The sequence below is a fragment of the Priestia sp. 40 genome (assembly GCF_049368575.1).
In the GTDB taxonomy this organism is placed as follows: Bacteria; Bacillota; Bacilli; order Bacillales; family Bacillaceae_H; genus Priestia; species Priestia zanthoxyli.
Window position 1 is genome coordinate 1335117 of the sequence record NZ_JBMPZA010000005.1, and the last position, 12935, is coordinate 1348051.

Annotated in this window: 11 protein-coding genes and 1 other annotated feature; of the genes, 2 read left to right on the forward strand and 9 right to left on the reverse strand. The window is 39.1% G+C overall.

Annotated features, from left to right (window positions below; all coding sequences use genetic code 11):
- Position 1: 1 nt before the first annotated feature.
- On the reverse strand, positions 2-2644 hold the full coding sequence (locus tag ACO1DI_RS08040) for a valine--tRNA ligase (RefSeq protein ID WP_013059353.1): 2643 nt from the start codon (positions 2642-2644) through the stop codon (positions 2-4).
- A gap of 82 nt (positions 2645-2726) precedes the next feature.
- Positions 2727-2971 (reverse strand) — a binding site (T-box leader).
- Between the two features lie 230 nt (positions 2972-3201).
- On the opposite strand from ACO1DI_RS08040, the gene ACO1DI_RS08045 reads away from it, so the two are divergent.
- The gene (locus tag ACO1DI_RS08045) at positions 3202-3399 is read left to right on the forward strand and encodes a hypothetical protein (protein WP_013059354.1); all 198 of its coding nucleotides are present in this window, start codon (positions 3202-3204) and stop codon (positions 3397-3399) included.
- A gap of 11 nt (positions 3400-3410) precedes the next feature.
- Here ACO1DI_RS08045 and ysxE read toward each other — a convergent pair whose 3' ends face one another.
- From ysxE to hemA, 8 genes are all read right to left on the reverse strand, one after another.
- The gene (ysxE, locus tag ACO1DI_RS08050; RefSeq protein WP_013085128.1) at positions 3411-4460 is read right to left on the reverse strand and encodes a spore coat protein YsxE; all 1050 of its coding nucleotides are present in this window, start codon (positions 4458-4460) and stop codon (positions 3411-3413) included.
- Between the two features lie 77 nt (positions 4461-4537).
- Positions 4538-5686, reverse strand: coding sequence for a stage VI sporulation protein D (spoVID, locus tag ACO1DI_RS08055; protein WP_042991865.1), 1149 nt, complete (start codon positions 5684-5686; stop codon positions 4538-4540).
- Between the two features lie 147 nt (positions 5687-5833).
- Positions 5834-7123: a glutamate-1-semialdehyde 2,1-aminomutase gene (gene hemL, locus ACO1DI_RS08060; protein WP_013059357.1), complete on the reverse strand. Its 1290-nt coding sequence runs from the start codon at positions 7121-7123 to the stop codon at positions 5834-5836.
- A 16-nt stretch (positions 7124-7139) separates the two neighbouring features.
- Positions 7140-8120: a porphobilinogen synthase gene (gene hemB / locus ACO1DI_RS08065; protein ID WP_014458109.1), complete on the reverse strand. Its 981-nt coding sequence runs from the start codon at positions 8118-8120 to the stop codon at positions 7140-7142.
- A gap of 17 nt (positions 8121-8137) precedes the next feature.
- Positions 8138-8911: a uroporphyrinogen-III synthase gene (locus ACO1DI_RS08070; protein WP_014458108.1), complete on the reverse strand. Its 774-nt coding sequence runs from the start codon at positions 8909-8911 to the stop codon at positions 8138-8140.
- Positions 8911-9843 (reverse strand): hydroxymethylbilane synthase, encoded by a 933-nt coding sequence (gene hemC, locus ACO1DI_RS08075; protein ID WP_226701637.1) that lies wholly within the window; start codon positions 9841-9843, stop codon positions 8911-8913. Before hemC ends, ACO1DI_RS08070 begins: the two co-directional genes overlap by 1 nt.
- 13 nt (positions 9844-9856) lie before the next feature.
- Entirely contained in the window at positions 9857-10690 is an 834-nt protein-coding gene (locus ACO1DI_RS08080; protein ID WP_013059361.1) for a cytochrome C assembly family protein, read from the reverse strand.
- A gap of 14 nt (positions 10691-10704) precedes the next feature.
- Positions 10705-12045 carry a glutamyl-tRNA reductase gene (hemA, locus tag ACO1DI_RS08085; RefSeq protein ID WP_014458106.1) on the reverse strand — a complete coding sequence of 447 codons (1341 nt, stop codon included), beginning with the start codon at positions 12043-12045 and terminating at the stop codon, positions 10705-10707.
- A 329-nt stretch (positions 12046-12374) separates the two neighbouring features.
- Between hemA and ACO1DI_RS08090 the strand changes: the two genes are divergently transcribed.
- Complete coding sequence (locus ACO1DI_RS08090; RefSeq protein WP_013059363.1) at positions 12375-12860, forward strand: LiaF transmembrane domain-containing protein; 486 nt, start codon at positions 12375-12377, stop codon at positions 12858-12860.
- Positions 12861-12935: the final 75 nt, after the last annotated feature.

Sequence of the window (12935 nt, forward strand, 5' to 3'; positions counted from 1 at the left end):
ATTATCCGCGTAATTCAGCAATACGAGACTGAACAGCTTCACGTTTTTCAACATAATCCTGCTCTTTTGCACGCTCTTCTTCTACTACTTTAGCAGGCGCTTTTGCAATAAAGCCTTGGTTGTTTAATTTCTTTTGTACACGTTCTACTTCTTTGTTTAACTTGTCGTATTCTTTTTCTAAACGCGCGATTTCTTCTTCGATATTAATTAAACCTTCAAGAGGTAAAATTAATTCTGCACCTGTTACCACAGCAGTCATCGCTTTTTCATCTAATGAAACATCCGTTGAAATCACAAGCTCACTTGGATTACAGAAACGTTCTACATACGCACGGTTCTTTTCAAGCTGGCTTTGAATATTTTCATCTTTAGCTTTGATAAATAATTTTACTTGTTTGCTCATCGGCGTGTTCACTTCAGCACGAATGTTACGAACAGCGCGGATAATATCTACAAGTAAACGCATATCGTTAGCAGCTTCTTTATCAGAAAGCTCAGGGCGTACTTCCGGCCATTTAGCTACTGTAATCGATTCGCCTTCATGCGGCAAGCTTTGCCAAATTTCTTCGGTAATAAACGGCATGAATGGATGTAAAAGTCGCATTGTATTATCAAGTACATAAGCTAAAATGGAGCGAGTTGTCTTTTTAGCTGCTTCATCTTCTCCGTAAAGAGGAAGTTTAGCCATTTCAATATACCAATCGCAGAAATCATCCCAAATAAAGTTATAAAGAATGCGTCCAACTTCACCGAATTCATATTTGTCAGCTAATTTTGTCACATGCTCAATCGTCTCATTTAGGCGCGTTAAGATCCATTTATCAGCAACAGATTTTTCACCTGATAAATCAAGTTCTTCAAATGTGATGCCGTCCATGTTCATTAATGCAAAACGAGAAGCATTCCAAATTTTATTTGCAAAGTTCCACGTCGCTTCGACTTTTTCAAAGCTGAAGCGTAAATCTTGTCCTGGTGAGCTTCCTGTAGATAAGAAGTAGCGAAGAGAATCCGCACCGTATTTCTCGATTACTTCCATTGGATCTACACCGTTACCAAGTGATTTACTCATTTTACGACCTTCAGCATCTCGTACAAGACCGTGAATGAGTACATCATCAAACGGACGTTTACCCGTAAATTCAAGACCTTGGAAAATCATACGAGATACCCAGAAGAAAATAATATCGTAGCCTGTTACAAGCACGTTTGTTGGGTAGTAGCGTTTGAAATCAGCTGCATCCACATCGGGCCAGCCCATTGTTGAGAATGGCCATAGCGCTGAACTGAACCATGTGTCTAATACATCTGAATCTTGTTCCCAGTTTTCGATATCTGCTGGAGCCTCATGATCTACGTATACTTCTCCAGTTTCTTTATGGTACCAAGCTGGAATGCGGTGCCCCCACCAAAGCTGACGCGAAATACACCAGTCGCGAATATTTTCCATCCAGTGTAAATATGTTTTTTCAAAACGATCAGGCACAAAGTTTACTTTTTCTTCTTGTTTTTGAAGATCTACTGCTTTATCTGCTAACGGCTGCATTTTTACAAACCACTGAGTTGATAAATAAGGTTCAACAACGGCACCGCTTCGTTCACTGTGACCTACTGAATGCATATGGTCTTCAATGTTGAACAATACGCCGTCTTCTTGAAGGTCTTTAACAATTTGCTTACGACAAGCAAAACGATCCATTCCTTCATATTTACCTGCTTTGTCATTCATCGTACCGTCTTGATTCATCACTAAAATACGCTCTAAATTATGACGGTTTCCAATTTCAAAATCGTTCGGGTCATGAGCAGGCGTAATTTTTACCGCACCAGAACCGAATTCCATATCTACATAATCATCACCTACGATTGGAATTTCACGACCTACAATCGGAAGGACAACCTTTTTGCCGATTAAGTGCTTATAGCGATCATCTTCAGGGTGAACAGCTACAGCCGTATCTCCTAGCATTGTTTCAGGACGAGTTGTTGCGATTTCAATATGTCCAGAACCATCTGCCAACGGATAGCGCATATGATAAAACGCACCTTGTACATCTTTGTAAATAACCTCGATGTCTGAAAGAGCTGTTTTTGTAGCTGGATCCCAGTTAATAATATATTCTCCGCGATAGATTAACCCTTTTTTGTAAAGCGTTACGAATACTTCACGCACTGCTTTAGAAAGACCTTCATCAAGCGTGAAGCGCTCCCGTGAATAGTCCAAGCCAAGTCCTAGCTTCGACCACTGCTGGCGAATAAAGCTTGCATATTCTTCTTTCCATTTCCACGTTTCAGCTACAAAGTTTTCGCGGCCTAGATCGTAGCGGCTTTTCCCTTCGCTGCGAAGCTTTTCTTCTACTTTTGCCTGCGTTGCAATTCCCGCATGGTCCATACCAGGAAGCCATAGAACATCATAGCCTTGCATGCGCTTCATACGCGTTAAAATATCTTGTAACGTTGTATCCCAAGCGTGGCCTAAATGCAGCTTGCCCGTTACGTTTGGGGGTGGAATTACAATTGTGTATGGCTCTTTTTCAGGGTCATTTGTTGCTTCAAAAAACTTCCCGTCTAACCAATACTGATAACGATTTTCTTCAACGGCTTTTGGATCATACTTCGTTGGAAGAGTCACTTCTTTTTCAGACATAATGTATACCTCCATAATATAAAGTTTCAGTCTTTAGAAACTGTGTAAAGCTTTTATAAACATAAAAAAACTCCTTTCCTAATAAAAGGACGAAAGGAGTTGATTTCGCGGTACCACCTTTTTTTATAGACGTATCCCGTTTGATAAGCCTATACACTTCATTTCATAACGGTTGATTAACCGGCTTTTTCTACTGAGCTATGCAGCTGTTCAAAAAAGCTACTCATAGGCGACCTTCCGAGTGCACATTCTTAAGAAATCTCACAGCAGCTGATTTCTCTCTCTGAAAGACGAACATCCCGTACTCTTCCTATTCACTGTATTTATGTATGAATTTCTCTTAATTATACTATATGAAAAAATGTTGAATCGTCAATAATCTTCTCCACTTTTTTACGATTATATTCATAATTTTTTTGTTCTGCTCTTTATTTTTTCATTCACTCGCTAATTTTGGAAATAAAATGAAGAGTCCGCTCAAAAAAATGGCACCATTTCTTTCTTTTTTCATATACTGACTTTAACCTGGGCACGTGGATTGAAAGGGGCATGTACAAATGAAGAAACGAATAAATGTAAATTCGTATCAGCTGCAGCGATGGCTCAAAACAGCAGGAGCGGCTTGTGGACAGTTTATTGTTCCTTTAACAATTTTTCAAGGTATACGTACACTATTTTTCCCTACAACCTTTGATGTACTGTTGTTGGCACTACTTGCCATACTAGCGGTTGCTTTATATTCGGACTGGATTTAAAAACCCAAGCGCTATTCGTTCGCTTGGGCTTGTGCAGCTGCTTCCGCTGCCATTTTTTTTTGCTGATCTACTTCAAATATTTTAATATTGAGCTGTTCAATGTTTTTTGTTAGCCAGTATGCTCGAATAAATGACTGCATATGTTCAAGCTCCGTTTTACTTTCTTTATGCTGCCTATATTGAACGATACACTGATACAAGGGTTCTGGAAACGCTAAATAACTGTGCAAAAGCAGTCTTTCCTCTTCTCTGAGAGCAAAATGTTTTTCATACGTACTAAACCACTCATAGCTGTCATAGGTCGTTACTGGGTACGTGCGAAGAGTACGGAAATAAAATGAGACCAAATCATAAATCGGTGAAGCATCTTTTGCATGTTCAAAATTAATAAAAAAACCATTTCCCCGTTCGTCATAGATAAAATGTTTAGCCGATAGCTTTCCATGAGACGTAACCAGCCGGATCTTTTCCTTTTCTTCCATTTCATCGTTCCACTGATCGAGCTTTCCAAAACCAAACTCAAGCGCTCTTGTCATTTCATAATAAAATGTACAGTAATGCAATTCAAACGGGGACATATACACTTTCTTCTCGCATTCTACTACATACTGCTTCAGCTCTTCCTGACGTTTTTCCCACGTTTCTTTCATCGATGTATAATGATTTTCTATATCTTCTTTTTTCACTTCTACTTCCTGCGCCGAAGCGCCGTGAAGCTTAGCAAGCTCTTGAAATAATTTATGATATCGAATATCACGCTCTTCGGTTGGATTATTTGGGAGCCACGGCATTAAGTAATACGAGCCGCTTTCATCTGAAACAATAGGCTGAGAACGCTTCGTTTGATAAATAGGGACAAAGCCCATCCACCCTTTTTGATACACGTTCTGCAGCTTTTGAATGAAGTTCTGATTTCGCTCTTGATGATTCGCCATTTCTTTAAGCGCAAATACGCCAGTTTTTGTATAGACTTTTTTTACTTTTCCGTAGTCTTCGATAAAGTCAACATCTAAGTCATATTCTTTTAACAATACTTTGTAGTCTGCTACTGTCCGCTGCATCTATATTCTCCTTCCTCGTAAAAAATAAAGAAAACAGTTAAGACATTATATGCGTCAAAACTGTTTTCTTTCCGACTTTAACGAACGGGAATATTTAAGATGCTTCCTTCCTCCAGCTCATATTCATCTCCTAAATTATTCACTCGTAAAATGTTTTGTACATTCGTATTATAGCGGTTTGCTATCGTATCAAGCGAATCTCCGTCTTGAACAATACAGAGCTTCCACGTTGAAAAAGCTTCTTCTTCCCGCGAAAAGAGCTTTGTTAAATAAAGGGCGTTTTCATTTCGGCCGCTTTCATTTTCTTCTTTCCGAAATTCAACAATAATCTTTTCCTCTTCTTGCTCAGCTTCTTCCTGCTCAGTCTCTTGCTGAACGTCAGCATACGTATTCAATTCACTAGCTTGCGATTCTTCGAAGCTTTCGTGCTCTTGACGAAGCTGAAAGAGCTCAATCACATTGTCTTCTCTTTCTTCCTCGATTTGCGCCTCTTTTTTCACTTCGACTTCAAATGGTTCATATGCTTCCTCTTCATATTCCACGACCGGCTCAGCACGAGATTCTTTTTTGAATACAGATGAAAAATAACTAGGAGGCTCTTCTGAATGATCTTCTTCAATAGCCTCTGCCTCTAAAAGTGCGGGAGCTTCACGATAGCTTACGTCAAACTCTTGCTCCTCTTGTTCCTCTTCTTCTTGAGCAAAGTTTTCAGTATATACCTCTTCAGCATCGTCCACTTCTTCATAGGAGACGATGTGCTGTTCTTCCGCAAACTCTTCCTCTTCTTCTCGTTCTTCATGCTGTTCCCCGTACAATCCTGTGATGGACAAGTCAGCCATTAGCTGCAGCTGATTTGTGCCTGGTAATTCATAATCAAATAAATCAATAGATACATATACATCTTCAATACTTTGAATACGATTTTTAGGAATGGTAATATCAACAGGAAATTGATGTGATAATTCAGCCGTTCCGTCTTCACGGACAGAGATAGATTGCACTTGATTCTCATTTGTATATTCGCGTAACGAGTGCTCTCCCTCGTACGTTTCGTATTCACCTGTTAATTGTAATGCTCCTCGAATAGACACATATTGGTCATATTCTTGAATAGATACTTGAGGCTCTAAGGAGATAGACAAAAGTTGTGAGACTTCCTGTCCTTTTTGAAACCATACTGATTCTTCTACGGAAAAACGCAGACATGATAAATTATCCTGCGACAAATTGTTCTCCCCCTTCCAACACCCGCCAGGTAATAGCGCGGTCATTAAAGATGTATGAACAAATAAATTAAAATATGTCTTGAAAACTAAAAAAGCTTACGGAATCCTCCGTAAGCTTTGATATAAAAACCAATCTCATTTAGCTGTTTATCCACGTAACTTCGAAAAAGCTTTTTCAGCTGCTGCAATTGTATGTTCAATGTCTGCATCTGTATGAGAAGTTGATAGAAACATTCCTTCGAATTGAGAAGGAGGTAAAAACACGCCTTCATTAGCCATTTCACGATAGTAAGCTGCAAAATAATCTAAATTCGATGTTTTCGCTGTTTCGTAATTTATTACCTGTTCGTTGGTAAAGAAGAAACCGATCATTGAACCAGCTCGGTTTACCGTAAACGGCACATCATATTTTTCAGCTGCTGCCATCAATCCTTCTTCTAATCGATCTGCTTTACGAATGAACTCATCGTAGGATTGAGGTGTCAGCTGCGTTAACGTCTCGTATCCAGCTGTCATCGCAAGCGGATTACCTGATAATGTACCTGCTTGATAAATCGGGCCGCTTGGTGCAACTCGCTCCATAATTTCAGCTTTACCACCGTAAGCACCTACTGGTAAACCACCACCGATTACTTTTCCTAAGCAAGTTAAGTCAGGCGTAATGTTATAGTAGCCCTGTGCACAGTTGTACGCTACGCGGAACCCTGTCATTACTTCATCAAAAATGAGCAGTGACCCATATTCTGATGTGATATCACGAAGCCCTTGTAAGAAACCTGGCTGAGGTGGTACCACACCCATATTTCCTGCTACCGGTTCAACGATTACTCCGGCAATGTCATCTCCGAATTCTTTAAAAGCATATTGTACGCTTTCTAAATCATTGTACGGCACTGTAATCGTATTTTTAGCGATTCCTTCAGGCACTCCCGGGCTATCTGGTAGGCCTAACGTTGCAACGCCTGAGCCAGCTTTAATGAGAAGAGAGTCACCGTGTCCATGGTAACAACCTTCAAATTTTAAAATTTTGTTACGACCCGTATAGCCACGTGCTAAACGCAGTGCGCTCATCGTTGCTTCCGTACCTGAACTCACCATACGGACGATTTCGATTGAAGGAACGCGCTCAATCACAACCTTAGCAAGCTCATTTTCAATTAATGTTGGTGCACCAAAGCTTGTACCAGATTCCGTTACTTTCTTTACTGCTTCAACTACTTGATCGTTGGAATGTCCGTGAATTAAAGGTCCCCATGATAAGACGTAGTCAATATATTTGTTGCCGTCAATATCGTAAATCGTAGCGCCTTTTCCTCGTTCCATAAAAATAGGATCCATATCTACTGATTTAAATGCACGAACAGGACTGTTTACTCCACCCGGCATTAATTGCTGCGCTTCTAAAAAAGCTGCTTTTGACTTTTCATAACTTCTCATGTATAAGCCTCCTTAATTACTTGTCAGATAACCAGCGTGCTGCGTCTTTAGCATGATACGTTACAATTAAATCCGCTCCTGCACGCTTCATGCTAATTAATTTTTCAAGAACAATCTCTTTTTCATTTACCCAGCCGTTTTGAGCTGCCGCTTTAATCATTGAATATTCACCGCTCACATTATAAGCCACTACCGGTAAATTAAACGTATTTTTCACATCGCGCATAATGTCTAAATAAGATAGAGCTGGTTTTACAATTAAGAAATCTGCTCCTTCTTCGACATCAGATTCCGCTTCTCGAAGTGCTTCTAAGCGATTGGCTGGGTCCATTTGATATGTTTTACGGTCTCCAAATTGAGGAGAAGAATGCGCTGCATCGCGGAATGGTCCGTAAAAAGCAGATGCATATTTAACAGCATAAGACATCACAGGCACATCTTCAAATCCAGCTTCATCTAGACCATGGCGAATAGCTGCCACGAAACCGTCCATCATGTTTGAAGGCGCAATAATATCCGCTCCTGCTTTAGCTTGACTAACTGCTGTACGCGCTAATAAGTCAAGGCTAGGATCGTTTAAGATTTTTCCGTCTTCAATTACACCACAGTGGCCATGATCTGTGTATTGACACAAGCATGTATCTGCGATAACAACAAAGTCTGGAAAATTTTCTTTAATTTGACGAATACCTTTTTGGACAATTCCGTGGTCATGGTATGCCTGTGAGCCGACCGCATCTTTTTCAGCTGGAACACCAAATACCATAGCTGACTTGATTCCTAAATCGACTAACTCTTGGATTTCATCATTCAAGTAGTCTAAAGAAATTTGATCCACACCTGGCATTGATTTTACAGCATTTCTTTTTTGTTCACCTTCTACAATAAAAATAGGATATATAAAGTCTTCAGGATGTAAATGTGTTTCACGTACAAGTGCACGCATATTTACAGAATTACGAAGACGACGATGACGTGTAAATTGTAAATCTTTCATGTTAAAATCCTCCTTTATTATTCAAAACAACTAACCAACATATCTATCATACCATTTATTGTGTATGTGTTAGGAACAAGATGCTTAATTCCATATTCGTTCGCTGTCTGACTCGTAATAGGACCGATGCAAACAACTTTGGTTCTATTTATAAGCTCAAGCCAATTCGGAATATCTTTAACTGACTCGACAAAAAATCTCACTGTAGAAGAACTTGTAAAAGTAATGGCATCAATTCCTGTTTCTAAATGTTGCTTAACCAAGCCTTCAGAGTCTTGATTTCGAATGGTCTGATATACAACTAAATCCGTTACCTCACACTCTTTTAACCCATCTTTTAAAACAGAGCGGGCTAATTGTCCTCGTACAAGGAGAACTCGCTCGTGATGTGACACATTTGCTTTTAACGACTCAAGAAGTGATTCTGCAACGTATTCTTTTGGAACAAGCTGTACGTTAACATCGTGTTTTTCTAGCAATTTTGCGGTTTTTTCTCCAACCGCAGCCACTTTTAATCTTTTTAAAGCACTCCAGCTGATATTTAACTCTTTTAGCCATTCAAAGAAAAAAGAAATGCCGTTTTGACTTGTAAAAACAATCCAATCAAAACCGTCAATCGACAGCAGGACATTTTCCACTTCTTTTTCATTGTTAGAACGTGCGAACGTGAGGACTGGTAAGCTTAAAGGTATGCCTCCAAGCTTTTTAATCTGTGCTGCAAATGAATGAGCCTGCTTCGCTTCTCTTGTAATCAAAACTTTTTTCAAAAAAAGAGGAGCCTCATGACTCATTATTTGTCCAGCTCCTCTTTTACACGATCAATTAAAAGCTTAGCTCCTTGAGATGTTAAGCGCTCAGCAGCTTCTGAACCGATAGCAACGGGGTCTTTTCCCGTAATGTGCTCTTTGTAAATCGTTTTGCCATCAGGAGACGCGACTAGCGACGTTAGCTCAATGTTTCCGCCGTCCAATATACGACCATAACCCGCAATCGGCACTTGGCATCCGCCTTCCATCTCTTTTAAAAATACGCGTTCAGCTCTAACAGCACGAGCCGTTTCATCATGATTTAGAGTTTGAAGAAGCGATAATAATTCATGGTCATTTTCTCGGCATTCGATAGCTAAAGCTCCTTGTCCTACGGCGGGAATGCTTATTTCCGGCTCTAGGTACTGAGTGACCGTATCTTTCGACCAGCCCATACGAGATAACCCTGCAGCAGCCAAGATAATCGCATCGTAATCCTCATTTTTTAATTTCTCTAGGCGTGTGTCGATATTTCCTCGAATCCATTTAATTTCGATATCTGAACGCATAGATAGAAGCTGTGCCCCTCGACGCAAGCTGCTTGTCCCAATCACAGCACCGCTTGGTAGCTCCTCAAATCGCTCACCATTTTTTGAGATAAGCGCATCACGATGATCTTCTCGTAAAGGAATACATCCAATCGTTAATCCTTCTGGCAAAACAGCCGGCATATCTTTCATACTATGAACGGCCATATCAATTTCTTTATCTAACATGGCTTGTTCAATTTCTTTTACAAAAAGACCTTTACCGCCTACTTTGGACAGCGTTACATTTAAAATTTGATCCCCTTTTGTCACCATTTCTTTAATTTCAAATTCAAAAGGAAGACCTTGTTTTTTTAACTGTTCAATGACCCACTTGGTCTGTGTTAACGCAAGTTTGCTTCGACGAGAGCCGACAATAATTTTTCGCATGTTGTCCTCCTAATTACGAACCCCAAAAGTGAAAATTCGATAAACTGCCAAATAAAAAGAAATTAATAAGTAAGACTAAGAACAATCCAATATTCCACATCGCGATTGCCTTTCCTTGAATACCTCTACGCAGTCTAGCATACAAGTAAGCGCTGTATGCAACAAACATTAAAAATGAACCTAACACTTTTGTATCGTACCAATGAAAATCTACGTATTTAATATAAGCCCATATGATTCCTAAGATTAACGAAAGCAATAACAGCGGTACACCAATTAAAATCAATACATAGGACATGTAATCTAGCTTTGTTAAATCTTCAATTCTTAGCAAGCGCTTGCCCCATTTCTTCTTTTTCAATAAATTATACTGAACAAGATACAGAGCGGAAAAAACAAAAGAGACTGAAAAAGCGCCGTAAGATAAAATAGCCATGGTAATATGGATGATTAATAATTCTGACACAAGGCGCTCCGACTGGACAGCAGTGTATGTTTCAAGTGGAGCAAACGTATGAATAGCCATAATTAAGAAACCAATCACATTTGTAAAAAACACCATAAAATCAACGCGGAACAGGCGATTAATCACAAGTGAAAGAGTAATTAACACCCACGCGTAAAAATACAGCCCTTCAGAAACGGTAAGAATAGGAAACCTTCCCGTCTCAAACATTCTTAAAATTAAAAAGGCTGTTTGCAAAACCCACACAATAGAAAGTAACCAGAAGGCTATCGAGTTTGCCTTCCGGTTATTTTGTACAAAATCAATAAAATATAATAAAACGCTCACCGCGTATAAAATCACAATCAATTCATAGATTCTGGTTAATTCCATATCAACCATTATTCAATCCTCACTTAAGACTGATAAGCTACTGAATGAGACGTAATCGATGGATGAAGCTGCTCTTCTTTTTCTTTTTGTAAAGCAACTTCCTGTTCAATATTAAAAATCTTCATGAACAGCTCTAAAGACTCTTCAGCATGTTTCTCTCCAGCCAATTCTTTCGCGTGTAAAATTGGATCGCGAAGAAGTTGATTAATTATACTCTTTGTATGTTTATTTAAAACTTTGCGCTCACGATCAGATAAATCTGGGAGCTTACGATCAATGCTTTTCATCGTTTCAGCTTGAATCGTAAGTGCTTTTTGACGAAGTGCAGAAATAACAGGCACAACGCCTAACGTACCAAGCCATGACTTGAAAGCAACAATTTCAGCTTCAAGCATAATTTCAATTTCATCCGCAGCTTTTTGACGCTCTTGCAAGTTGGATTCTACAATCCCGTTCAAATCGTCGATATCGTATAAAAAGACCGTTTCTAGCTCATCTAGTGCTGGATCTAAGTCACGCGGAACGGCGATGTCTACCATAAACAATGGGCGACCTTTACGCGTACGCTCGGCTTCACTCATCATTTGTTTCGTTACTACATAGTCATTAGCTCCTGTTGAACTAATTAAGATATCTGCTTCGCTTAAAGCCTGTTGAAGATCAGCAAATGGTTTGGCTTCTCCAGAAAAACGATTTGCTAGCTCTTGTGCCTTTTCAAATGTTCGATTCACTACCGTTACTTTTTTAGCTCCGCTGCCATATAAATTCTGTACGGCAAGCTGACCCATTTTCCCTGCACCAAGAATCAACACATGTTTGGATGATAAGTCTCCAAAAATCTTTTTAGCAAGCTCTACGGCTGCATAGCTGACAGAAACTGCATTCGCACCAATTTCTGTTTCATGATGTGCTTTTTTGGCTAATGTCACCGCTTGTTTAAACAGCTGATTAAAAACCGTTCCAATTGTTTCTTCTTCTTGAGCAAGCAAAAAGCTTGAACGCACTTGTCCAAGAATTTGTGTTTCACCAATCACCATTGAATCTAATCCACATGCTACTCGGTATAAATGTTCGATGGCTCCATCATTTTCATAGATGGTTAAATAAGGCGAAAACTCTTCTTTATCTATTCCGAACCATTCAGCTAAAAATGCTTTTACATAATAACGGCCCGTGTGTAATTGATCAACAACAGCATAAATTTCCGTACGATTGCATGTTGAAACAATGATGTTTTCCAAAATACTTTTTTGGCCGCTTAACGTTTTCATGGCAGATGCTAGTTCTTGCTCATTAAAACTAAGCTTTTCTCTTATTTCAACAGGGGCTGTTCGAAAGTTTAAGCCGACTGCTATAATATGCATTTGTACATACCCCCTATAATTGAAATGTGCTTATTTATCCGAATTTGACGGGCAGTAACCCCTAAATTTCCAAAGAGCTACAGTGAGATAACTGCCCGTAAAATCCGGCGTTCTTCATTCTACTATTCGTAAAAAACGGCGGGCATTACACAGATGTAAGCTTCGCCTTATCTCTAACTATTATAACATGTTCTATAAGTCATTCGAAAAAAAAATGTGAACAGTCTTTGAAAACATGTGTTAAGATATTAACTGTTATTCCGTAATAAATTGTATCAAAAAAGCAGCGTTTTATCACGTTTTCTGTTTTGAAACACCTGGAGGTTACTATGAAAAAGCAATCAATGTTTTTTGGTGTCTTACTAGTTGGATTTGGAATCTTTTTCTTACTGAATGAACTACATATGAGCATTGCAGCAAAGGTATACACGTGGCCTGTACTGTTAATTTTAATAGGAGCAGCCCTGTTAACTGAGTCTGCTTTATCTCAAGATCATTCAAACTTGCTTGCAAGCTACATATTAATCACTTTAGGTATTCATTTCTATGTAAGTGAACAAATTCCCTTTTGGCCTACGAATATTAGCATGGTCGTTTTTATGGTGGCCATTAGCTTTTTACTCAGTGCTAGAAAAGCCAAATCAGGCTTTTTCCAAGGCGGCACCCTTTTAATTATTGCCATTTTAATGATGTTTTCAGACCGTCTTAAACTATTTTTGCCAAAAGTTGAAGACGGCGTAAATTATTTAACTACCTTCTGGCCTATTTTATTGTTACTAGTTGGGCTATATTTATTATTTTTCAAACGAAAGTAATCTATGTAAACAAGTTAAAAAAATGGAACGTTTGACTCACTTCCTGTTAGAGTGATGATAAACGTTCCATTTTTT